Genomic DNA, 23,922 nt, shown 5'->3' on the forward strand with positions numbered 1-23,922 from the left:
GGCCGCTCCTCAGGCGCTTTTACGCAGTGCGTGGTGGGCGCCGAACAGCGGCACGGCACGCTCTGCAGCCAGGCGGATACGGGCGGCGAGGGCATCGCTGGATACGCGGTAGTCGGCCAGTTCTGCCTGGCTGGCGAACACGCCGATGGGCAGGGTCAGGGCTTGCAGGAAGCTGAACAGCGGGCGCAGCTGGTGGTCGAGCACCAGCGCATGGCGTTCGCTGCCGCCAGTGGCGGCGAGCAGAACCGGGGTGTCGACAAGGGCGTCCTGGCCGATCAGGTCGAACAGGTGCTTGAAGTGGCCGGTAAAGCTGCCGCGGTACACGGGGGTGGTCACCACCAGCAGGTCGGCCTTTTCCACCAGGCGCAGTTGCTGCTCGACGGTGTCGGGCAGTTCGCTGCGCCACAGGGCGCTGCCCAGTGGGCGGGCGATGTCGCCCAGTTCGATCAGGTGCGGCTTGATGTGCAGGTGCTCGGCCAGTTCGGCAAGGATCGCCTCGGTCAGGGCCAGGGTGCGTGAGGGGCGGGAAGTGCCGCCGGACAGGGCTACGACGTTCAGTGGGGTGCTCATGGGCAGGTCTCCGGTTCGGGTTGAGCGGGGGACTTTGCTTGAGCAATCGTCGTGCCGGGTTCTAATGTTCTTCTAAATCAACACGTTATCGCGTTAGCAGGTTTGCGTCGCTGTTGCCGGGCGGGCGTTTCGTGTTGATTGGGTGTTGCGCTGCGAACAGTTGGCCAGGTGTTGGCGGCTGTGCAGTGGGGAGAGTTATAGAGGATTATCGTTTATTAAAAAAAGAATAAGAATTCATATTGTTATGCATTTTTATCGATAAGCCGGGGTCTTGCCGGTACCGACAATGCCCTGTACGAATGTTACCAGTTGATCCCTCGCGGTGATCACGCTTCCCCATTGCGCCTGCCCGCACAGCAAACCCAGCACGGCATGGGCAATCGACCGCGCTCGGAGTGCCGGCAGCCCGCATTCTGCGGCGACAATGTCACTGAGCAGCCCGCTGTATTGCATTTTCAACTGTTCGATCTGCAACAGTTGCTCTGTGTTCAGGTTCATGGCTTCCCGCGTCAGCAACACCAGTTTGTCGGGGTTGGCCTGGCTATACGTCACGAAGGCCTGCACGAAGCACGGCAAGCGTTCACTGGTGGTACGGGCACCTTTGAGGCATTGTCGGGTTTCGTACAGCAGGTCGGTCAGGCTCGACTCGATCAGTTCGAACAGCAGCCCCTGTTTGCTCTCGATGTGGTGGTACAGCGAGCCGGCGCGCAGGCCCAGGTGGCTGGCCAGGTCACGCAGGCCGATGGCTTGGTAGCCATGGCTGGCAAACAAGGCGCTGGCCGCATCCAGCAAGCGGTCCCGAGCGTGCGGAGTGGGTACGGGCGAGAGGCTGGAAGCGGGCATGGAAGCACCTGTCGGCGAATTGATGTTTGACCAAATGTAAGACAACAGGCATCTTACGTAAAGACTCAATCGCGGAGGTGTTTTGTGGAAAATCAAACGGTGGTGATTGTAGGTGGTGCCTCGGGTCTGGGCCTGGAAACAGCCCGGCTGATGGTAAAACGTGGTGCCGGTAAAATCGGCCTGATCGACCGCAACGAGCAATTGCTGGTACAAGCTGCGGAAGAACTGCGCGGGCGGGGTGTAGAAGTGGCAATCGCAGTAGGCGACATTGCCCGCAAGGACACCGCCCATGCGGCCTTCGCCCAGATCGTCGAAGGCTTGGGGCGGGTGCATTGCCTGGTCAACAGTGCGGCCATCTACCCGCGCAAGGACATCTTCGAGATCACTGACGACGAGTGGGACCTGGAGAACGCCGTCAACATCAAGGGCACCTACCACATGATGGTCGCTGCGGTGCGCCACATGCAGCAGTACGTGGCGGCCCCGGCGGTGACCGGGCGTATTGTCAACGTGACGTCGGTGGACGCCTTCAAGGCCCACCCGCAAAACGCCCACTATGCCGCCACCAAGGCAGCGGTGGTAAGCCTGACCAAGTCGTTTGCCCAGGCCTGTGCCAAGGACCAGATCCTGGTCAACTCGGTAGCCCCGGCCGGTTTTGCCACCGAGCGCGCCAAACAGCTGGGCTTCCTCGGCGAGCTGGCGGCAGCCAACCCGCTGGGCCGTGCTGCGGAACCGGCAGAAATCGCCGAGTGGATCGTGATGATGGGCAGCAGCCGCAACAGCTACGCCACCGGTGAAAACGTGATTGTCAGCGGGGGTTACATCTATGCCTGAAGTCGCATTCCCCGAGGGCTACCAGCGCGCGCTGGTGACCGGGGCTACCAGCGGTATCGGCAAGGCCATCGTACTGGCGCTGCGTGATGCCGGCCTGCAAGTGATTGCCGTGGGGCGTAGCCCTGAGGCGTTGGCCGAGCTGGCTGGCGAGCCGGGTGTGACCACCTTGCAGGCGGATGTGCGTGATTACCGTTCGCTGGCTGCCGCGCTGGAAGGGCGGGCGGTGGATGTGCTGGTCAACAACGCGGGCATTCTGTCCACCCGGGCGGCATTCCAGGACATCGACGAAGCCGAAATCGACAACATGCTCGACATCAACCTCAAGGCGCCGTTGCACCTGGCGCGCCAGGTGCTGCCAGGCATGGTCGAACGGGGCAGGGGGCACCTGTTCTTCATTGGCTCCAGTGCTGGCCGAGCGCCGCACCCGGGCGCAGCGGTGTACGGCGCGTCCAAGGCCGGGGTTAGCCTGTTCTGCGATGCCTTGCGTTGTGACCTGTTGGGCAGTGGCGTGCGGGTGACCGAGATAGCCCCGGGCCGGGTGCAGACCCAGCTGTACAAGACTGCCATGGGCATGCAGGCGGCGGGCAGTGAGCTGTATGACGGTTATGAGTCGATCCAGCCGGAAGATATCGCCCAGCTGTTGCTGGCGGCGCTGAAGATGCCGCGGCAGGTGGATGTCTCGCGTTTGGAAGTGTTCCCCACGGCGCAGGCGGTGGGTGGCGGGCGGATGGTCAAGACGGCGGGTTGATCTGGCAGTACGGTTGCCTGTACCGGCCTCTTCGCGGCGGTTCGCCGCCGCGATGAACCCGTTCCCACAGGTGCGGTGCAGGCAATGCAGATTTGAGCAAATAGGTGCTTGACCACCTGTAAGACAACATATAACTTACATGAAGACCGCTTCAACCGGTCGAGACAACTACAAAGCATTGCAGGGGATATGACGATGACTGCGACATCATGCCGGGTCGGCGTGGACATAGGCGGCACCTTCACCGATATCGCGCTGGACGTGAACGGCGTGCTGCATTCGACCAAGATCCTGACCGACTACGAGCTGCCTGAACGGGCCATCCTCACCGGCGTGCGCCAGGTGGTGGAGCAGGCGGGCCTGGCCTTGTCGGACATCGACCAGTTGATCCACGGCACCACCCTGGCCACCAACGCGCTGATCGAGCGCCGTGGCGCGCGCACCGCCTTCATCACCACCGAAGGCTTCCGGGACACCCTGGAAATGCGCACCGAAAACCGTTTCGAGCAATACGACATCAACATCGCCCTGCCGCCGCCACTGATCGATCGTGAACACCGCTACACCCTGCGTGAGCGCCTGAATGTCAAAGGTCAGGTGCTGATCGCCCCTGCGCAGGCCGAGATCGATGCCCTGGTCGAGCGCATCGCCGAAGGCAACTACGAAAGCGTGGCCATCGGCTTCATTCACAGCTACGTCAACGGTGCCCACGAACGCCAGTTGCGCGATGCCCTGCAGGCGCGACTGCCGCAGTTGTCGATCTCGATTTCGAACGAAGTCTCGCCGCAGATGCGTGAGTTCGAGCGTTTCAATACTGTATGCGCCAACGCCTACGTCAAGCCGCTGATCAAGTCCTATCTGGACCGTCTGGTGGTGACCCTCATACAAGAAGGTGCTGATTGCCCGGTGTTCATGATCCACTCCGGTGGCGGCATCATCTCGGTGCAAAGCGCCGCTGAGTTCCCGGTCCGTCTGGTGGAGTCCGGCCCGGCCGGTGGCGCCATCTTTGCGGCCGACATCGCCCGCCGCTACCAGCTGGAGAACGTGCTGTCGTTCGACATGGGTGGCACCACGGCGAAAATCTGCCTGATCGAAGACCAGGTACCGAAAACCGCGAAAACCTTCGAGGTTGCCCGTACCTACCGCTTCAAGAAGGGCAGCGGCATGCCGATTTCCATCCCGGTGGTGGAAATGGTCGAAATCGGTGCTGGCGGCGGCTCCATCGCCAGCATCGACAGCATGCGCCAGATTCGCGTGGGCCCGCACAGTGCGGCCTCCGAGCCTGGCCCGGCCTGTTACGGCCGTGGTGGCCTGGAGCCGACCATCACCGACGCCAACCTGCTGCTCGGCCGCCTGGATGCAGACAACTTCGCCGGTGGCGCGCTGCGTTTGTCCACCGACAACGCGGCCAATGCCATGGCCCGGGTCATCGGCCAGCCGTTGGGCATGCAGGCCGACACCGCAGCGTTTGGCGTGTGCGAAGTGGTTGACGAGAACATGGCCAACGCCGGCCGTGTGCATGCGGTGGAAAGCGGCAAGGACATTGCCGACTACACCATGATCACCTTCGGCGGTGGCGGCCCGCTGCACGCTGCACGGCTGTGCGAGAAAATGGGGGTGGCACGCTTCATCGTCCCGGCGGGTGCCGGTGTGGGTTCGGCGATCGGCTTCCTGCGTGCGCCATTCGGCTACGAGGCCGTACGCAGTGCGTTCGTCCGCTTGTCCGAGTTCGAGGCCGCGCAGGTCAATGACCTGATCGACGAGATGAAAGCCGAATCGCTGGGCTTCCTGCGCCAGGGCATGCCAGAAGGCGAGCCGGAGATGGACTGCACTGCGTTCATGCGGTATGTGGGCCAGGGCTGGGAAATCCCGGTTGCCTTGCCATTCAAAGCCTTCAGCGCTGCCGACACGGTAGAGTTCAAGGCCCGCTTCGAAGAGGCCTACACCCGCTTCTTTGGCCGCCCCATCGAAGGGCCGGACATCGAGATCGTCAGTTGGTCGGTCAAGGCCAGTTCGCCCCTGCCACCTGTCACGCAGGTTGAAGAAGTGGGCGCCGCCTACCGCGCCCATGAGATTTCCCGCCGCCAGGTGTTCGACGTGGCCGCCGGTGGTTTTGTCGAAGCCGGCATCCACCCACGCGAAGAGCTGCAAGTCGGTGCCCGTGTCGACGGCCCGGCGATCATCGTCGAGCGCGAAACCTCGACCTTCGTCACCTCCAACTTCACCGCCACGGTCCAGCCAGACGGCTGCCTGCTGGTCGTGCGCCGCTAACGCCTGAATTCGGAAGCCAGAACCATGAGCGATACGTTGATCGACATTCAAATGCAGGTGATGTGGAACCGCCTGGTCTCGGTGGTCGAAGAGCAGGCCCTGACCCTGATCCGCACTGCCTTCTCCACCAGTGTGCGCGAAGCCGGCGACCTGTCCGCCGGGGTGTTCGACCGTGCCGGCAACATGCTGGCCCAGGCCGTCACCGGCACCCCTGGCCATGTGAACACCATGGCCGAGGCGGTGGTGCACTTCATCAATGACATCGGCGAGGACAACATTTTCGAAGGCGATGTCTACGTGACCAACGATCCGTGGAAGGGCACTGGCCACCTGCACGACATCACCATCGTTTCGCCGTCCTTCTACAAGGGCAAGTTGATCGGCTATTTCGCCAGTACTGCCCACGTGGTCGATATCGGTGGCCGGGGCTTCGGCCCCGATGCCCGCGAAGTGTATGAAGAAGGCCTGTTCATCCCGATCATGAAGTTGTTCGAGCGCGGCAAGGTCAACCGCGACCTGATCAACATCCTGCGCAACAACGTGCGTGAGAACGACCGGGTAGTGGGCGACTTCTATGCGCTGTCGGCGTGCAACGAAACCGGCCACAAGCGCCTGCTGGACATGCTCGAAGAGTTCAAGCTGGACGACCTGGAGCACATCGGCGGGTTCATTCTCGAACACAGCCGTCGCGCTACCCTGGAATGCTTCAAGTCGCTGCCCCACGGCACCTACAGCAACAGCATGACCCTCGACGGCTACGATGTGCCGGTAACCCTGGCGGTGACCATCACGGTTGGCCCCGACGGTATCAAGAGCGACTTTACCGGCACCTCGGGCATGAGCCAGTTCGGCATTAACGTGCCGTTGGGCTACGCCAAGGCTTATGCCTGCTATGGCCTCAAGTGCATCGTCGCACCAGAAATCCCGAACAACACCGCTTCGCTGGCGCCGTTCGAAGTCACCGCGCCCGAAGGCTGCATCCTCAATGCCAAGCACCCGGCGCCGGTATCGGTGCGCCATGTGCTGGGCCATTTTGTGCCCGACCTGGTGCTCGGCGCGCTGCACAAGTGCCTGCCAGGCAAGGTGCCGGCCGAGGGTGCCAGCGCCCTGTGGAACCTGCACCTGAGCGTGCGCCCGCTGGAGAGCAACCCCAACGGCCGCAACGCCGAGATGCTGATGTTCAACAGCGGCGGCATGGGTGCCCGCTCGGCGATGGATGGCCTGAGCGCCACGGCGTTCCCTAGCGGCGTGCACACCATGCCGGTGGAAGCCACCGAGCATGCCGGCCCGGTAGTGGTCTGGCGCAAGGAGCTGCGCGAAGGCTCTGGCGGTGCCGGCCAGTTGCGCGGTGGCCTGGGCCAGGAAATCGAAGTCTCGGCGGCCGAAGGCTACAGCTTCCGCTTCAGTGCCATGTTCGACCGTATCCAGTACCCGGCACGCGGCCTGGAGGGCGGCAAGGAGGGCGCCCAAGGTTTCGTTGGCCTGGATGACGGCAGCTTGCTGCGCGGCAAAGGCCAGCAATTTGTACCCGCTGAGCGCCGCCTGGTGCTGCGCCTCCCCGGTGGCGGTGGTTATGGCGACCCGCGCCAGCGCGACCGCAAGCAGGTTGAGCGCGATGTGCGTGCGGGTTACATCAGCGCCGAACAGGCACGTAACGACTACGGCTTTGACGCCGCTCAGGAGCGCTAGACGATGGACGTGCAAAGCAGCCGCGTGCGCGCGGTAAAAAGCTCGCCAAGCATGGCCGTGTCGGTACTGGCCAAGCAGATGCTGGCCAAGGGCGAACCGGTCATCAACCTGGCACTCGGCGAGCCGGATTACAACGTACCGGCCCACGTGATCGAGGCGGCCTACCAGGCCATGCTGGCGGGCAACAACCATTACACCGGGCCCAATGGCCTGGAGGTGTTGCGCCAGGCCATCGTCGACAAGTTTGCCCGGGAAAATGACCTGGTCTATGGCCTGGCCGAAATCTGCGTAGGCAACGGTGCCAAGCAGCTGTTGTTCAATGCCTTTCTGGCCACGCTCGAACCGGGCGACGAGGTGATCACCCCGGCGCCGTACTGGGTGTCGTACACCGACATGGCCATACTCAACGGTGGTGTGCCCAAGGTCATCCCTTGCGGCGCCGAGCAAGGGTTCAAGCTCAAGCCCGAGCAGCTGGACGCGGCCATTACCCCGCGCACGCGCTGGGTGATGCTCAACTCGCCGAACAACCCGAGCGGGGCGATCTTCACCCGTGAAGAGTTCGCGGCGTTGGGCCAGGTGCTGGAGCGCCACCCGAACGTGCTGATCATCTCCGACGAAATCTACGAGCACATCGTGCTGGGCGATCAGCCGTTCGTGTCGTTCGTCACTGCTTGCCCGCAACTGCGCGAGCGCACCTTGCTGATCAACGGCGTGTCCAAGGCCTATGCCATGACTGGCTACCGCCTGGGTTACGCCGCCGGGCCGAAAGACCTGGTCGTGGCCATGAACAAGACCCAGTCACAAACCACCACCTGCCCGTCGAGCATTTCGCAGCTGGCCGCCGTGGCGGCGTTGAACGGGCCGCAGGACTTCGTGCGGGAGGCCAACCGTGAATACCAGGCGCGTGGCGCGCTGGTGGTGCAAGGGTTGGCGCAGATCCCGGGCTTGCAGCTGCAGATGCCGCAGGGCGCGTTCTATGCGTTCCCCGAGGTCAGTGCCTTCATCGGCAAGCGCACCCCGGATGGCCAGGTCATTGGCAACGATGCCGACCTGTCGGCCTACCTGTTGCGGGTCGGCAAAGTCGCGACCGTGCCGGGTTCGGCGTTTGGCCTGGAGCCCTACATTCGTCTGTCGTTCGCCACGTCGCGGCAGGAACTGGAACAAGCCCTGGGGCAGTTGCGCGACGCGTTCGCGGCGCTGTCCTGAGCCCATCAAGCAATCGAGGTAACACATGAGCAAGCCTTTCAAACGCCTGCTGATCACCGGCGCCGCCGGGCGCCTGGGCAGCGTGCTGCGCAAGCACCTGGCCGCCTTCGCCGACGAGTTGCGCCTGACCGACATCGCCGACATGGGCCAGGCTGCGCCCCATGAGCAGTTGGTGCGCTGCGACCTGGCCAACTTCAACGATGTGCTGCCGCTGACCGAAGGCGTCGATGCCATCGTGCATGCTGGTGGTGTACCGGTGGAGGACACCTTCGAGAAGATCCTCAACGGCAACATCGTCGGCACCTACAACATTTACGAAGCGGCGCGGCGCAACGGTGTGACGCGTGTGGTGTACACCAGCTCCAACCACGCCATCGGCTTCTATGACCGCACCGAGACCATCGATGCCACCGCCGCGCATCGCCCCGACAGCCTGTATGGCGTCAGCAAGTGCTTTGCCGAAGACCTGGGCCGCTACTACTGGGACAAGTTCGCCATCGAGTCGGTCAACCTGCGCATCGGGTCGTCGTTCCCCGAGCCGCTGGACCGGCGCATGCTCGCCACCTGGCTGTCGTTCGACGACTTCGCCCAACTCACCGAGCGCTCGCTGTTGGCGCCACGGGTGGGGCACATGATTGTCTATGGCATGTCGGCCAACCGCGAAAGCCTGTGGGACAACCGCCTGGCCTCATCGATCGGCTATGTGCCCAAGGACAGCGCCGACGACTACCGCGACAAGGTCCTGGCCGAGCACCCGCCACTGCACCCGAATGAACCGGCTGCACGCTACCACGGCGGCAACTTCGCCGGCGCCGGCCATTTCGAAGACCCGAAATAACGCCCACATCAGAAGAGAGCTAATTCCATGGCTTCCACCGCTAAACAACAGAATTACGATGTGGTGATCGTCGGCGGCGCAGTGAACGGCAGCGCCACCGCCTACTTCCTGGCCAACAACCCGGACTTCAAGGGCTCGGTGCTGGTCATCGAGCGCGACTGGACCTACAACAAGTCGGCCACCGCGTTGTCCAGCAGCTCGATCCGTCAGCAGTTTTCCAACCCGATCAACATTGAAATCTCCAGGTTCGGCGCCGAATTCGTGCGCAACTTCCCCGACGTGATGGAAGTGGATGGCGACCGCCCGGACTTGGCCTTCCACGAGAATGGCTACCTGTTCCTTGGCGACGACAAGGGCTATGAAGTGCTGCGCCGCCTGCACGATACCCAGGTGTCCCACGGCGCGGATGTGCACCTGCTCGACCCCGAGCAGCTCCAGCGCAAGTTTCCCTGGGTGAACATCGACAGCCTCGCTGGCGCCAGTTATGGCCAGAGTGGAGAAGGCTGGTTCGACAGCCTTGGCATGCTCAACGGCTTCCGCCGCAAGGCGCGCTCGATGGGTATCGAGTACATCGAGAACGAGGTGGCGGGTATCCAGCGTGAAGGTGACCGCATTACCGGCGTTCAGCTGGCCAGCGGCGAGCGCATCGGCTGCGGCCTGTTGGTGAACTGTGCCGGTACTCGGGGCACCAAGGTCGCGCGCATGGCGGGCCTGGATATTCCGGTCGAGCCACGGCGCCGCTCGCTGTTCGTGTTCGACTGCCGCACCCCGCTGGAAGGCAGCGTGCCGCTGACCATCGACCCGACCGGGGTGTTCTTCCGCCCCGAAGGCAAGTTCTACCTGGGCGGCACCTACCCCAAAAACGACCCGGAAGTGGACTTTGAAGACTTCGACGTGCTGCACGAGGAGTTTGACGAAGAGGTGTGGCCGATTCTTGCCGAGCGTGTGCCCGCGTTCGAGGGCATCAAAGTGGTCAACTACTGGGCCGGGCACTACGACTTCTGCGTGCTCGACCACAACGCCATCGTTGGCCCGCATAACGAAGTGAGCAACTTCCTGTTCTGCAACGGCTTCAGTGGCCATGGCCTGCAACAGGCGCCGGCCATTGGCCGCGGGCTGTCCGAGCTGATCACCTATGGCGGCTACCGCTCACTCGACCTGGGCGCGCTGAGCTACCAGCGGGTGATCGACAACAAGCCGTTCCTGGAAGATTCGGTCATCTGACCGTAGCGCCTGAGGGAGAACAACAATGAGCAACTCCGAAGTGAAGCGCAGTGGTGGCCAGGTACTGGTCGATGCTCTGCGGGTGAATGGTGTCGCGCGTGCGTTCTGTGTACCGGGTGAAAGCTACCTGGCGGTGCTCGATGCACTGCATGACGTGCAAGATGAAATCGACCTCATCGTCTGCCGCCAGGAGGGTGGTGCCGCCTACATGGCCGAGGCCTACGGCAAGTTGACCGGCAAGCCGGGCATCTGCTTCGTCACCCGTGGCCCGGGCGCCACCAACGCCTCGGTGGGCGTGCACACCGCCTTCCAGGACTCCACGCCGATGCTGCTGTTCATCGGCCAGGTGGCCCGCGACCAGATCGAACGCGAAGCCTTCCAGGAAGTGGATTACCGGCGCATGTTCGGCCAGATGGCCAAGTGGGTGGTGCAGATCGACGATGCCGCACGCATTCCCGAGCTGGTCAACCAGGCCTTCCAGCGCGCCATCAGCGGCCGCCCCGGGCCGGTGGTAATCGCCTTGCCGGAAGACATGCTGACAGACTTGGTACAAGTGGCCGATGCCCGCCCGGCCCAGCGTGTCGAAGCTGCCCCGGCGCCGCAGGCGCTTGGCGAACTTCAGGCGCTGCTGGCCAAGGCCGAGCGGCCACTGGTGATTGCCGGTGGCGGTGGCTGGAACGACCAGGCGGTGGCCGACCTGAAGCGCTTCGTGCAGGCGCAGCATTTGCCGCTGGCGGCGTCATTCCGCTGCCAGGACCTGTTCGACAACACCGACCCGCACTATGCCGGCGACCTTGGCCTGGCTGCCGGCCCGGTATTGGTCGATGCGGTGAAGCAATCTGACCTGTTGATCGTGGTAGGCGCACGTCTGGGCGAAATGACCACGGGCGGTTACGCGCTGGTCGACATCCCGACACCGAAACAGGCGCTGGTGCATGTGCATGCCAGCGCCGAAGAAATTGGCCGCGTCTACCAGCCGACCCTGGGCATCAATGCCGGCCCGGCCAGCTTCCTGAACCAGGCCGCCACCTTGCCCGCCGTGCGCCCGGCGGCGTTCACAGACTGGGTCGCCAGCCTGAACAGCGGCTACCGGGGCAACTTCGAAACCCCGCGTTCGCCGGGTGATGTGCAGATGAGCGAAGTGATCGCCTGGCTGAACAAGACCTTGCCGGCCGATAGCATCCTTACCTGCGGTGCCGGTAACTACACCGGCTGGGTACACCGTGGCTACCAGCACCGTGTATTCCGTACGCTGCTCGGGCCTACCAATGGCTCCATGGGGTACGGCGTGCCGGCAGCAGTAGCAGCCAAGTTGACCTACCCGCAGCGCACGGTAGTGGCGTTTGCCGGCGACGGTTGCTTCCTGATGAATGGCCAGGAGCTGGCCACGGCGGCGCACTACGACGCCCGGGTGATCACGGTGGTGGTCAACAACGGCATGTACGGCACCATCCGCATGCACCAGGAGCGTACTTACCCGGGCCGGGTGTCTGGCACCGAACTGCATAACCCGGACTTTGCCGCCCTGGCGCGCGCCTATGGGCTGCACGGTGAAACGGTCACTCGCACTGAGGACTTCGCCGCCGCCTTCGAGCGTTGCCAGGCGTCCGGCAAGCCGGCGCTGATCGAAGTGCAGGTCGACCCTGAAGCCCTGACCCCGCGCATGACCCTCAGCCAGATCCGCGACAAGGCCCTGCAGGCCAAACGCTGATTCACCTCAGGTGGGGCGCGGTCCGGCCCCACCTTTTTCATCCTTCGAACGAGCCAATCGACATGAACCTTGCCGATCGTGATCTGCTGCGTGAAGTTTGCTTTATCGATGGACAATGGCTGGCCGCCGACAGCGGCCAGCGCATTGCCGTGACCAACCCGGCCACAGGCGAAGTGCTCGGCCATGTGCCGCGCATGGGGGCAGATGAGACCCGCCGCGCCATCGCCGCCGCCGAGCGCGCCTTGCCGGCGTGGCGGGCACTGACCGCCAAGGAGCGCGCAGCCCGGCTGCACGCCTGGTTCCGCGAAATCCTTGCCCACCAGGAAGACCTGGCGCGCATCATGACTGCTGAACAAGGCAAGCCATTGGCCGAATCCCGTGGCGAAATTGCCTTTGCCGCGGCTTATGTGGAGTTTTACGCCGAGGAAGGCAAGCGCATCTATGGCGATGTGATCCCTTCACCGAACGGTGACCGGCGCTTGATCGTGACCAAAGAGCCGATCGGCGTCTGCGCGGCCATCACGCCGTGGAACTTCCCGGCAGCGATGATCACGCGCAAGGCGGCGCCGGCCCTGGCGGCGGGCTGCACGCTGGTGCTCAAGCCCGCTTCGCAAACGCCATTCAGTGCGCTGGCGCTGTGCGTGCTGGCCGAGCGTGCCGGCATTCCGGCGGGTGTCCTCAGCGTGGTCACCGGTGACTCGGCGGCCATCGGCGGCGAGCTGACGGCCAGTCCGATGGTGCGCAAGCTGTCGTTCACCGGCTCGACGCCCATCGGCATCCAGTTGTTGCAGCAGTCGGCGGCGACGGTGAAGAAGGTGACCATGGAGTTGGGTGGCAACGCCCCGTTCATCGTGTTCGACGATGCCGACCTGGAAAAGGCGGTGGAAGGTGCGCTGATCGCCAAGTTCCGTAACAGCGGGCAGACCTGCGTGTGCGCCAACCGTTTCTACATCCAGGACGGCATCTACGAGCGTTTCGTGGCGCGGTTTGCCGAACGGGTGGGGGAATTGGTAGTCGGGCAGGGTGATGCGCCTGGCACACAGGTCGGGCCGATGATCGATGGGCGTGCGGCCATTGGTGTTGAGCGGCTGGTGGGCGAGGCTGTGGAGGCCGGAGCGAGGGTGGTGGCGGGTGGGCGCCGGCATGCCTTGGGCGAGGCCTTCTTCGAGCCGACCTTGCTGGCGGATGTCACACCGGACATGCGTGTAGCGCGTGAGGAAATCTTCGGGCCGGTAGCGCCGATCTTCCGCTTCAGCAGCGAGGAGGAGGTGATTGCCCAGGCCAATGACACCGAGTTCGGGCTGGCCTGCTACCTGTATGCCCGGGACGTCGGGCGCATCTGGCGCGTGTCCGAAGCGCTGGAGTACGGCATGGTCGGGGTTAACGTCGGTGTGGTGGCGACCGAGGTGGCGCCGTTTGGTGGGGTGAAGGCGTCGGGCTTGGGCCGGGAAGGCTCGCGTTACGGGATCGAGGACTACCTGGAGCTCAAGTATGTGTGCCTTGGGCTTTGAATCGTGCCTGAGAGGCTGAAGGCGCCTGCGCCGGCCCTTTTGCGGTTTTACCCGCGAAGAGGCCGGCGCAGGCGCTGCAAGCGGGTCGATCAGAAGTCCACGGTGGCCGACAGCTGATACGTCCGTGGTGCCCCCAGTCCCAGGGCCTGGGTCAGTGGTACGCCCCAGTAATCCTTGTCACCCAGGTTGCTGATGTTCGCACGCAAGGTCACCGGCTTGCTGGCGACCTGGGTAGCATAGCGAGCGCCAACGTCAAAGATCGTGTACCCCGGGATCGACAGGCTGTTCTCGGCATTGATGTACTGCTTGGACTGCGATGTAACATTGCCAGTCAGGGTCAGCCCTTCAAGGCCTGGAATGTCCCATTCCATCCCCAGCTTGCCCTGCAGCTTTGGGTACGCAGTGGCGGTCTTGCCGTCATTGGCGCCGCGTTCAGTCTTGGTCAGCTCAGGGTCGACGTAAGCCACCCCGCCCATCAGGCGCACATCGTGCCGCGGCGCCCCGAAGAAGCTCCATTCCACGCCACGGTTACGTTGCTCGCCACCAAATGAAAAGATATCGGTCACCGGGTCCGTGTAGCTGCTTGGGCGTTTGATTTCGTACAGCGCCAGCGTGTGGCTGAAGGTGCCCAGGTCGAGCTTCAGGCCGATTTCCTTCTGTTTGGACTTGTAGGGTGCAAACACGTCGCCGCGGTTTTTTGCGGTAATCGGCGCAATGGCACCTTTGCTCAGGCCCTCGATGTAGTTGGCGTACAGCGATAGCTCGTCAGTCAGCTTGAACAGGATCGCCCCTGCGGGCGTGGTGGCATGGGTGTCGTAGCCGGGCTTGTTGCGGGTGCCCGCTCGGGTGTTATAGCTGTCGGTGACCACCTCCTGACGGCGCACGCCCAGCGTCAGTTGCACCCTGTCCTCCAGCACCGAGAGCGTGTCGGCGATGCCGTAGCTTTTCAGGTCGTTCTCAACGTGCGAGAACAATGGCCAGGCCTCGGGTGCTTTCGGGCCCCAGACCGGGTTGTAGATGTTGGTCGTCCAGCTGGCACCTGCGCCACGGCGGCCAAAGTCCTTTTGCTTGTCACTGTACTGGGTGGCATTGACCGACCACTGGTGGTTGATGCCGAAGGTGTCGAAATGGCCACGCAGGCCCACTTCGGCCGACGTCTTGTGGATTTCCATCTTCAACTGGCCCATATCGGTGGTGAAGTCGCCGGCACTGTTGGTCACCGTGGCTGTCAGTGCACCACTGTAGTGGTAGTCGGTCTTGCTGGTGCCGACCGCACCGTAGGCCAGCAACTGGTCATTCAACTGGTACTCACCGCGCAGGATGGCGCCTTTGTCCTTGGTTTCCACATAGGCCCAGTCGGGGTTGAGCAGCGTGTCGTTGCTGGGCGGCCTGGGTACCGGTACACCCGCGCCCAGGCCCATGCCACGGTTCTGGCCGTTGATGTGGTCATCGGCATCGAACAGGTCAAGCGACAGCTTGGCGCGTTCACCGCGCCAGTCCAGCGCCAGCGACGACAACACGTTGCGCTGGTTCTGATCGTCGATGGCGGTATCACCGTCGCGGTACATACCGTTGAAGCGCACGCCGAACTGGTTGCCCTCGCCGAAACGCCGGCCCACGTCGATATGGCCGCCAAGCTGGGCGTCGGAAGCATAGGTGGCGGTCAGCCGGGTCAGCGGGGTGTCGGCGGCGCGCTTGGGGATGAGGTTGACGATGCCGCCCACCGAGCCGCCTGGCGGCATGCCGTTAAGCAGCGCCGACGGGCCTTTGAGCACTTCGATACGCTCGTACATTTCGGGGGAGGCGCGGTAGTAAGGGGCCATGCCGAACAGCCCATCCACTGTCATGTCGCTGACGCTGGTCTGGAAGCCGCGGATCGAGTAGTTCTCGCTGAACGTGCCCGTCAGGCCGTTGCTGAACACCGACGGGTCGGTGGCGGCGATCACGTCGGTAATGTCCCTGGCCTGCAGGTCCTGGATGTAGGTGTCGGTATAGCTGATGGTGCTGAACGGCGTTTCCATGAAGTCTTTGTTGCCCAGCAGGCCCACGCGACCGCCGGTTGCCACCTGGCCGCCGGCATACACAGGGGGGAGGGCGTCGGCAGCGGTAGCCTGGGCGTCGATCAGTGTGGCTGGCAGCTCCGGTACGGCAGGTGTTTCTTCAGCCGCTTCATGGGTGACAGGCGTTTGGGCGTGTGCGGCTATCGGCGCCAGCGCGCAGCTACCAATAGCCATGCCAATGAGCACCGCTTGTGGCAAAGGGGCGCGCTGAAGTGCAAGGGACGGACCGGTGAACAGGGGACGATTGGACACGCGAGGGCTCCAGAAGGTACAGAGGGCAGGGGGTTTTTTGGTTTTAAAAAGCGAAGACGTAAGGCAAATGAGAATCACGCGCTAACGCAGCGACAGGCGATTGCAAAAGGCATGGCTCAGTCCTGATAGCCCTTGATCACGTCATCGGCGATCAATGCCAGCGAGGTCGGGCTGGCGGCGGTGACGTACCAGGCCTCGGGGTCAACGAACACCACGCGGCCATGCTTCCAGGCGTTGGTCTGGCGCAGCAGCGGGTTGTCCAGCGTGTCAGCCGTCATCAGGGGGCGGTGCTCCATCACGGCAGTGCGGTCCACCACATAGAGAATGTCGGGGTTGGCTTGCTGGATGAACTCGCTGGAAATGGGCTGGCCATGCAGGCCGGTGTCCAGGGTGGTGGTGGCCGGCTTGACGCCCAGGTCGTTGTAGATGAAGCCGTAGCGCGACTGCACGCCGAAGGCACTGAACGCACCGTTGTTATGCAGCACCACCAAGGCCCGCTCCGGGCGGTCGCGGGTGACGTTGCGTGCCAGGGTCAGCCTGGCGTCCAGTTCGTCCGCCTTGCGCCGGGCCAGTTCCTGCTTGCCGAACACCTCGCCAAGGCTTGCCAGGTGCTGCTTGACCACCGCCACATGGCCGGCTTCGCTATCGCGGTAATCCACATCGAAGTGCAGGGTCGGTGCCATCTCGCTCAATTCACCGTAGTGGTTGGCCTGCAGCGAGGTGATCAGGATCAGGTCGGGGTTTGCGGCGTGCACCCGCTCCAGGTTGGGCTGCACGATCGAACCGACATCTGCGGTTTGTGCGGCATCCTTGTAGCGGGCCAGAAAGTGCGGCACGAAATCCTTGGGCATGCCGGCCACAGCCACACCCAGCTGGTCGAGGAAGTCCACTTCGTTCATGTCCAGGGCCACTGCACGTTGAGGTAGCTGGCTGATCACCGTGGCGCCCAGTTTGTGTTGCACGGTCACTGGCGCGTAGTTGCCATGGGCTGCGGTTTTAACCGTTGCCGCCGTGTTTGCCGAAGGCCCGTTGCAGCCTGGCAGGGCGAGGGTGGCGCCGAGCAGCAGCGCCAGTGGCCAGCTGCGGGTGGGGTGATTGCGGTTCATCGCTGTTCTCCGGGTGGGTTGAAGTAGTTGCACAGTCGGCCGCGCGCGCTGTGGCTGATTTCGAAATCCAGCCCGTAAAGCGCGTGCAGCTGTTGCTCGGTCACCACCTGGTCGACGCTGCCGCTGCAATGCACCCGCCCGCCCCGCATGGCGACGATGTGGTCGGAGTAGGCGGCAGCGAAGTTGATGTCGTGCACCACCAGGATCACGGTGCGGCCAAATTCGTCGCACAGCCGGCGCAAGGCGCGCATGATCTGCACGGCGTGGCGCATGTCGAGGTTGTTCAACGGCTCGTCCAGCAGCAGGTAGTCGGTCTGCTGGGCAATGGTCATGGCCAGGAACGCCATCTGCCGCTGGCCGCCGCTGAGCTCATCGAGGTAGGCCTGGCGCAGCGGTTGAAGGGCAAGAAAGGCGATAGCCTGGTCGATCGCTTGTTGGTCTTCCTCGGTGAGCGCGCCGCGGCTGTAAGGAAAGCGGCCGAACGCGACCAGCTCTTCGACGGTCAGGCGCAGGTTGAAATCGACCGCCTGGCGCAGGGTAGCGACGCGCCGGGCGTAGGCGCCGATGGGGATGCTGCCGATGCTTTGCCCGTCCAGCTGGATGTCGCCGCTGCTCGGCTCCAGCAACCGGGCCAGCATCATCAGCAAGGTGGTTTTGCCCGCGCCGTTGGGGCCGATCAGCGAGGTCAGTTGCTGGCGAGGGAAGCATGTGCTCACTCCGCTCAACACGGCTTTGCTGCCGTAGCGCTTGTGCAACTCATGGACAGTAATCATGCGGCTCCCCGGTTACGCACCATCAGGGCGAGGAAGTAGGTGCCACACACCAGGTTCACGAGGATGCCGACGGTGGTCCTGTAGTTGAAGGCATGCTCGACCAGTAACTGGGCGGCAATGAACACGGCAATAGCCACAGCGCTGCCGAGGGCCAGGGTGACCCGGTGGCGGAAGGTGCCGGCCATGGCGTAGGTGATGTTGGCGACGAACACGCCCATGAACGCCGTCGGCCCCAGCAGGCTGGTCGACACCGCGACCAGCGCCGCAATCAGCGCCAGCAACAGGCGCACGTTGCGCCGGTAATCCACGCCCAGCGAAATCGCCTGGTCGCGCCCCAGCGCCAGCACGTCCAGCACCGGCACGGCCTTGGCCAGCAGCACGCACAACCCTGTCACCAGCACACCCGAATACAGCAGCAACTGTGGCGATGCCCGGTTGAACGACGCCTGGGTATAGCCCAGCAGCATCGAGAACTCGCCCGGGCTGACTTTCAGCTGGACGAACTGGGTGAAGGTGGCCATGACCATGGTCAGCACCAGCCCGACCAGCAGCAGGAAGTACACGTTGCTTTTGCCGTCGCGAAACAGCCAGCGGTGCAGGGCCCAGGAGTAGCCGAGCATCAGCAGCACCGAGAGCAGGAAATTGCCACCGCTGCCGAGCATCACCAACCCCTGCACCCCCATGGCCAGCACCAGCAGCGCCTGCAGCAGCAGGTACACCGCTTCGTACCCCATGATCGCCGGGGTCAGGATGCGGTTGCCCGACAGGGTCTGAAAGGCGATGGCGGAACAGGCCACGCACACGCCGCCGATGACCATGGCAGCCAGGCGCACGAGGCGCTTGGGGATGACGTAGTCAAAGTCCAGCCCCGCATTGGCGAACACGAACACCAGGGCCAGGGCGACGACCGCCAGCCACACCAGGTGACGGCCCCTCATCGCTGCCTCCCGAGAATCAGCCCAAGGAAGATAAGCCCGCCCAGGCCGCCCGCTGTCAGGCCTATGGGCACTTCGAACGGGTAGATCAACAGCCGCCCGAGCAAGTCGCACACCAGCAGCAAGGCGGCGCCACCCAGTGCCACCAGGGGCAGGGTGCGGCGCAGGTTGTCGCCATGGCGCAGCGCCACCAGGTTGGGCACCACCAGGCCGACGAAGGGGATGGCGCCGACGGCGATCACGCTGGTCGACACGGTCACCGCCACCAGCAGCAGGCCCAGTGTAACGTTGGCCGAGTAGTTCAGGCCCAGGCTGGTGGCCATGCCTTCGCCCATGCCCAGCACGGTGAAGCGCTGCGCGTACAGGTACGTGAGCAGTACGACCGGCAGGATCAGGTAGAGGATCTCGTAGCGGCCTTGCACCACCTTTGAGAAGTCACCCAGTAACCAGCCCTGCATGCTTTGCAGCAGGTTGAAGCGGTAGGCGTAAAACTCGGCCAGCGCACTCAGCACACCGCCGTACATCAAGCCGATGACCGGCACCAGCACCGCATTGCGGGCACGTATGCGGCGGATGATGGCAACGAACAGCAAGCTGGCGGCAAAGCACACGGCCAGGGCAAACAGCATACGCGACATAGCCCCGGCCGCTGGTGCCAGGCTCAGCGACAGCAGGATGCCCAGGCGAGCGGCGTCCAGCCCGCCGGTGGTGCCGGGTTCGACGAAGCGGTTGCGCACGATCTGCTGCAGGATCACCCCGCACACCGCCAGCCCGACACCCACCAGTATCAATGCTGCCAGGCGCGGCAGACGGCTGGCGGTCAGGGTCAGCCACGTGTCGCCATGCAGGGTGAACAGCTGGGCCCAGGCCAGCTCACGGGCACCAACCGCCAGTGAGGCCACGCACAACAGCAGAAACAGGACCAGCCATGACGCGCGCATCAGTCGTGATCCACCTGCGGCGCGGCGATGCGCCAGCCGCCAGCGGCGTGACGTTGTTCGAGAAAGCGAGCATAGCGCCCGCCACTGGCGCGCAATGCTGCCGGCGTGCCCTGTTCGACAACCTGACCTGCTTCCAGCACCACGATTTGGTCGGCCATGGCCACGGTGCTGAGCTGGTGTGCGATGACCACCAGCGTGCAGCGCCCACGCAGGCTGTGCAGGGTTTGTGCAATCACGGCCTGGTTCTCGGCATCGAGGGCGGCGGTGGCTTCATCCACCAACAGCACCGGCGCTTGCTTGATCAATGCGCGGGCAATGGTCACACGCTGGCGCTCGCCGCCCGACAACCGCACGCCAGCTTCACCCACCGGCGTATCGAGGCCTTCCGGCAGCCGGTCGATAACGTTTGTCAGCCCGGCCACGTGCGCCGCCTGCAACACTTCGGCATTGCTGGCATCGGGTTTGCCGATGCGGATGTTGTCGGCGATGCTGCCCTGGAACAGCCAGGTGTCCTGCAGTACCTGGCTGACAGTGTCGGTCAGGCAGGCGCGAGCCATTTTCCTGACATCCACACCGCCAATCCGTACGCTGCCTTGGGTTGTGTCGAAGAACCGTGCTATCAGCCGCATCAGCGACGTCTTGCCCGAGCCCGAGGCGCCGACAACGGCTGTCATGCTGCCCGCCGGGAGGCTCAGGTTCACGTTCTGCAGCGCAGCCGGCCCGCCGGGGTTGTAGCGCAGGCTTACCCCTTGCAGGTCGATACCACCGTCCACCGGCTGCAGGGGCGAGTCGGGTTCCGGCAAAGGCGTGGCTGCCAGTATCCGCTCGATTTCCTGCAACTGGCCGTGCGCGCCACGCAGGATTTCGACATGGTTGGCCACGTCCTGCAGCGGGTCGATGAAGCGGCACACCATGGCCAGCGCCACAACCACTGCCACGGCATCCTGCAGTTGAGCACCTGCCCGATTGCCGAGCCACAGCCCTGCGGCTACCAGCAGTGCCGCGAACGTTGCCTGCACCGCCCAACTGTTAAGCAGTGCTGACAGCGAAGCACGCATGATCAGGCCCATGCCGCTGCTGCGCTGGCGCTCCAGGCTTTGCGCCAGCAAACGCGTGCCGCCACCACTGCCGTTGAAGGCGCGCAGCACCGACTGGGCCTGGGCGAATTCGACCATGCGCTGGCTGGCTGCGGCGAAGTGCTGGTGAAAGCGCTGGTCCGCGCCACGCCCCAGGCGAGCGCTTAACAGCAACTCCGCCACCAGGGCCGGCAGCGCCAGCAATGCGATCAGCCCCAGCGGCGGGTGCAGGGCGAACAGCGCAAGCACCACCACCAGCGGTGTGACGCAGCCGCTGATCAAGGGGGTGAGGACATGGGCCGGCAACTGTGCAACGGCCATCGTCCCCTGGGTGATCACATGCCCGAGCCGGGCAGTGTTGTCGGGGGTGAACCAGCCCAGTGGCAGTTGTGCCACCTGCGCGCCGATGTGCTGGCGGCCGCCTTGCAGCACCGCCACCGCCAGGCTGATGCCGGCCTGTTCCACCTGGCGCCGCCAGGCCCAGCACAGCGCCATGCCCGCCGCCAGCACGGCCAGCCAGGCATAGGCCGCCTGTAGCTCGTTGTTCAGCAGGTGCACCATGATCGGCGCCAGGGTACAGATGGTCAGGCCACTGAAAACCCCATACACCACGGTCATCAGCAGGTAACGGCGCCAGGCCGGCGCGCTGTCGCCCAGCAGTCGAATGAACGTTTTCAGCATGCTGGCAGCGCCTCTTTCACGGTGTCCTGATAACCGCCCTGCGCCCAGAGCCGGGCGTACAGCCCCTGGCGGGCGAGCAGCTCGCTGTGGCGCCCCTGTTCACGCACGGTGCCTTGGTCGATCACCAGAATCTGGTCGGCGTGCATCACCGTGTCTAGCCGGTGGGCGATGACCAGCAGGGTGCGGCCCCGGGCAAAGCGCGACAGGGCGTCCTGGATTGCCGCCTCGCTTTCGGCGTCGGCGGCGGCAGTGGCTTCGTCCAGCACCAGCACCGGCGGGTCGAGCAGCACGGCGCGGGCAATGCTCAGCCGTTGCTGTTCGCCACCGGACAATTGCGCGTCTTCGCCGACCACCGAGTCATAGCCGCGTGGCAACTGCAGGATGCGTGCGTGAATGTTGGCCAGCCGCGCCGCCGCTTCGATCTGCTCACGGGTAGCATCCGGCCGGCCCAGGGCGATGTTGTCGGCCACGCTGGCGTGGATCAGCCGCACCTCCTGCAGTACGAAGCCGATGCGCCGGTACAGTTCGCGGCTTTCGATCTGCCGCAGGTCCACGCCGCCCAGGGTGATGCGCCCGGTGTCGGGGTCGAAGAAACGCAGCAGCAGGCGTGCAAGCGTTGACTTGCCTGCACCGGAAGGGCCGACGATGGCGGTGGTGGTGCCAGGGGCCAGGGTGAAGTTGACGTCGTTGAGCACAGGGTTGCCCGGCACATAGGCATGGTTCAGTTGCTCCACGCGTACTTCGCAGCCGTTGGGCAGGCTGCCAGCGGCAGGGGCCGGCAGCACGGGCGTATCCAGCAGGGCCTGCACCCGTTGGGCTGCGGCCACTGCACCGTTCAGGTCGTGGGTGATGAAGTGCAACAGCTGCAAAGGTGCGCACAGCCCCGGCGTGACCAGGGCGAAGGGCAGTATCTGTATCGGCTCGATCCATCCCAGCGCCACGAACCCCATCCCGGCCAACAGCACTACGCCCAGCACGGTCACCGGTGCGATCAGCGCATTGGCCCTGGCCATCGCTGCGACCAATGGGCGGGTGAAGCCGGTAAAGGTGTGTGCAAAGTCATCGACCGCGGCACGGTAGCGGTCCTGGGCGTTGCCACGGTCGCCGAACGCCTTCACCAGCGGCATGCCGTTGACGAACTCGACCACTGCAGTGTCGATGCGCGTCATGCCGGTGACCACGTCGCCCATATGCGCTGCACTGGCCTTGATGGCGCGGTGCAAAAACAGGAAGAACGCCGGGAACGGCAGCAGCGCGATCAGGGCAAGGCGCCAGTCCATGGCGAACAGGTAAACCACCGAAATCACCACGGCGCCGACAGCGCGACCCAAGGTGGTGAAGAAGTGCGCGGTCAGGCTGTGCAAGGTACCGATGTCGTCCTGCATCGCCCGTTTCACTTCGCTGGATGCCCGCTCGCTGAACCAGCCCAGTGGCACCTGCATCAGCCGCTGGCCGATCGCTACACGCAGTTGGTGGGTGATGTGGTTGTCGGCCTGGTGCGCCAGCAGTTCGGCTGCGGTGATCAGGGCCATGCCTGTGAACAGGCTGGCAATGCTGGCGGCAATGGCCCAACCAATGGCGCCCGATGTGTTGCCTTCGCTCAAGGCCAGGTGGGCGATGTGCGCAATGCCTGCCAGCGGTACCAGGGCCAGCATCGAACCCGCGGCAGCCAGCACGGTCGCCAGGGCCAGCTGCCCGCGAATGGGGGAGAGCACGCGGCTCAGGGGGCTGCGCGCCTTGCTGTCGACAGAGGCGGTAGCGTCAAGAGGGGGGGATGAGTCAGACATGAAGCGGGCCTGGAAAGCTGAAAATGAATTAGTTGCATGACTATAAACTAATTTGCGAAAACCCGACAAGCCAGCTACAAGACTGTCTGCACAACACCTGGAGGACCTGATGCAACCACCTGAACGCGCACCCGGCCGCGGCCGCCCACGCACCATTACCCGTGAACGCATTGCGGACGTCAGCGTCACCATAGGGCTGCCCAACCTCACCTTCGTTGGCGTGGCGGCCGCGCTGGGGGTGAGCCACATGGCGTTGTACAAGCATGTGGCGAACATCGAAGCGCTCAAGTGCCTGGTGGCCGAGGAAATTTTCCAGCGCTGGCAGATCCCGAAGGCGAGTGGTGATGCGGCTGAAGGCCTGCAGGCCTACCTGACGCGCTTTGCCACGTCTGTACAGGCGTTCGTCAAGGCGCATCCGGGGCTCACGCCGTATGTGATCCGCAGGCTGGCGGCTACGGAAGCGATGATCGACAAGATCAACGACCACCAGGCGCACATCGCCCAGGCCTATGACCTGAGCCTGGAGCAGGCGCGCTGGTTGCTGTCCACCGTGGCATTCCATGGCTTTGCGGTGGCCGATACCGTGTACACGGTGTCGGGGCGCGAGCCGCTTCTGGAGGCCGACCGGGAGGGGGAGGAGTCGGAGATGGAGGTGGAGTTGCTCGAAGGCATGCAGGCGTTGATTGTCGGCGCACTGGTGATGCTGGAGCAGCGGGCGTCTACCTGACGGGATTGTGACCTGCCACGTTAATTTTTTCTGCCAACCCGGCAGAACCCCCAGCCGCACTCTACACTCCTGCCAAGATGGGCCAGGGCTATTGGCCACCATTCGGCCCATCTCGCTGCCTGCGAATGGCTTCGGCCCG

19 protein-coding genes are annotated in these 23,922 nt (G+C 64.1%); 10 read left to right on the forward strand and 9 right to left on the reverse strand.

The annotated features are described in order from the left end of the window. Positions 1 to 9: 9 nt before the first annotated feature. A complete protein-coding gene (gene msuE, locus A0O30_RS24930) occupies positions 10 to 570 on the reverse strand; it encodes an FMN reductase (RefSeq protein ID WP_016711107.1) in 561 nt (186 codons plus the stop codon). 252 nt (positions 571 to 822) lie between these two features. Next, entirely contained in the window at positions 823 to 1,413 is a 591-nt protein-coding gene (locus tag A0O30_RS24935; RefSeq protein ID WP_105948432.1) for a TetR/AcrR family transcriptional regulator, read from the reverse strand. Positions 1,414 to 1,497: 84 nt separating this feature from the next. Between A0O30_RS24935 and A0O30_RS24940 the strand changes: the two genes are divergently transcribed. From A0O30_RS24940 to A0O30_RS24980, 9 genes are all read left to right on the forward strand, one after another. After that, entirely contained in the window at positions 1,498 to 2,247 is a 750-nt protein-coding gene (locus tag A0O30_RS24940) for an SDR family NAD(P)-dependent oxidoreductase (protein ID WP_105948433.1), read from the forward strand. Next, a complete protein-coding gene (locus A0O30_RS24945) occupies positions 2,240 to 2,995 on the forward strand; it encodes an SDR family oxidoreductase (protein WP_105948434.1) in 756 nt (251 codons plus the stop codon). Before A0O30_RS24940 ends, A0O30_RS24945 begins: the two co-directional genes overlap by 8 nt. 195 nt (positions 2,996 to 3,190) lie before the next feature. After that, positions 3,191 to 5,266: a hydantoinase/oxoprolinase family protein gene (locus tag A0O30_RS24950; RefSeq protein WP_105948435.1), complete on the forward strand. Its 2,076-nt coding sequence runs from the start codon at positions 3,191 to 3,193 to the stop codon at positions 5,264 to 5,266. A gap of 24 nt (positions 5,267 to 5,290) precedes the next feature. Continuing rightward, positions 5,291 to 6,955 (forward strand): hydantoinase B/oxoprolinase family protein, encoded by a 1,665-nt coding sequence (locus A0O30_RS24955; RefSeq protein ID WP_105948436.1) that lies wholly within the window; start codon positions 5,291 to 5,293, stop codon positions 6,953 to 6,955. A gap of 3 nt (positions 6,956 to 6,958) precedes the next feature. Continuing rightward, positions 6,959 to 8,161 carry a pyridoxal phosphate-dependent aminotransferase gene (locus tag A0O30_RS24960; RefSeq protein ID WP_105948437.1) on the forward strand — a complete coding sequence of 401 codons (1,203 nt, stop codon included), beginning with the start codon at positions 6,959 to 6,961 and terminating at the stop codon, positions 8,159 to 8,161. 25 nt (positions 8,162 to 8,186) lie between these two features. Then, complete coding sequence (locus A0O30_RS24965; protein WP_105948438.1) at positions 8,187 to 8,999, forward strand: NAD(P)-dependent oxidoreductase; 813 nt, start codon at positions 8,187 to 8,189, stop codon at positions 8,997 to 8,999. 27 nt (positions 9,000 to 9,026) lie between these two features. Then, on the forward strand, positions 9,027 to 10,223 hold the full coding sequence (locus A0O30_RS24970; protein ID WP_105948439.1) for an FAD-binding oxidoreductase: 1,197 nt from the start codon (positions 9,027 to 9,029) through the stop codon (positions 10,221 to 10,223). Between the two features lie 25 nt (positions 10,224 to 10,248). Then, positions 10,249 to 11,934: a thiamine pyrophosphate-binding protein gene (locus tag A0O30_RS24975; protein ID WP_105948440.1), complete on the forward strand. Its 1,686-nt coding sequence runs from the start codon at positions 10,249 to 10,251 to the stop codon at positions 11,932 to 11,934. A 62-nt stretch (positions 11,935 to 11,996) separates the two neighbouring features. Then, positions 11,997 to 13,445, forward strand: coding sequence for an NAD-dependent succinate-semialdehyde dehydrogenase (locus A0O30_RS24980; RefSeq protein WP_177410308.1), 1,449 nt, complete (start codon positions 11,997 to 11,999; stop codon positions 13,443 to 13,445). Between the two features lie 89 nt (positions 13,446 to 13,534). Here A0O30_RS24980 and A0O30_RS24985 read toward each other — a convergent pair whose 3' ends face one another. The 7 genes from A0O30_RS24985 to A0O30_RS25015 form a co-directional block, all read right to left on the reverse strand. Further along, positions 13,535 to 15,757: a TonB-dependent siderophore receptor gene (locus A0O30_RS24985; protein WP_105948442.1), complete on the reverse strand. Its 2,223-nt coding sequence runs from the start codon at positions 15,755 to 15,757 to the stop codon at positions 13,535 to 13,537. A 116-nt stretch (positions 15,758 to 15,873) separates the two neighbouring features. Next, positions 15,874 to 16,863, reverse strand: coding sequence for a siderophore ABC transporter substrate-binding protein (locus A0O30_RS24990; RefSeq protein ID WP_105948443.1), 990 nt, complete (start codon positions 16,861 to 16,863; stop codon positions 15,874 to 15,876). Further along, complete coding sequence (locus A0O30_RS24995; RefSeq protein ID WP_105948444.1) at positions 16,860 to 17,636, reverse strand: ABC transporter ATP-binding protein; 777 nt, start codon at positions 17,634 to 17,636, stop codon at positions 16,860 to 16,862. The genes A0O30_RS24990 and A0O30_RS24995 overlap by 4 nt, the downstream gene beginning before the upstream one ends. Then, positions 17,633 to 18,574: an iron chelate uptake ABC transporter family permease subunit gene (locus A0O30_RS25000; protein WP_105948445.1), complete on the reverse strand. Its 942-nt coding sequence runs from the start codon at positions 18,572 to 18,574 to the stop codon at positions 17,633 to 17,635. Before A0O30_RS25000 ends, A0O30_RS24995 begins: the two co-directional genes overlap by 4 nt. Beyond that, complete coding sequence (locus A0O30_RS25005) at positions 18,571 to 19,512, reverse strand: ABC transporter permease (protein ID WP_105948446.1); 942 nt, start codon at positions 19,510 to 19,512, stop codon at positions 18,571 to 18,573. The genes A0O30_RS25000 and A0O30_RS25005 overlap by 4 nt, the downstream gene beginning before the upstream one ends. Beyond that, on the reverse strand, positions 19,512 to 21,269 hold the full coding sequence (locus A0O30_RS25010; protein WP_105948447.1) for an ABC transporter ATP-binding protein: 1,758 nt from the start codon (positions 21,267 to 21,269) through the stop codon (positions 19,512 to 19,514). The genes A0O30_RS25005 and A0O30_RS25010 overlap by 1 nt, the downstream gene beginning before the upstream one ends. Beyond that, positions 21,263 to 23,056 carry an ABC transporter ATP-binding protein gene (locus tag A0O30_RS25015; protein ID WP_105948448.1) on the reverse strand — a complete coding sequence of 598 codons (1,794 nt, stop codon included), beginning with the start codon at positions 23,054 to 23,056 and terminating at the stop codon, positions 21,263 to 21,265. Before A0O30_RS25015 ends, A0O30_RS25010 begins: the two co-directional genes overlap by 7 nt. A 109-nt stretch (positions 23,057 to 23,165) precedes the next feature. Here A0O30_RS25015 and A0O30_RS25020 point away from each other — a divergent pair, with 109 nt between their 5' ends. Further along, a complete protein-coding gene (locus A0O30_RS25020; protein WP_105948449.1) occupies positions 23,166 to 23,783 on the forward strand; it encodes a TetR/AcrR family transcriptional regulator in 618 nt (205 codons plus the stop codon). Positions 23,784 to 23,922: the final 139 nt, after the last annotated feature.

The sequence above is a fragment of the Pseudomonas sp. LLC-1 genome, from assembly GCF_002992185.1.
In the GTDB taxonomy this organism is placed as follows: Bacteria; Pseudomonadota; Gammaproteobacteria; order Pseudomonadales; family Pseudomonadaceae; genus Aquipseudomonas; species Aquipseudomonas monteilii.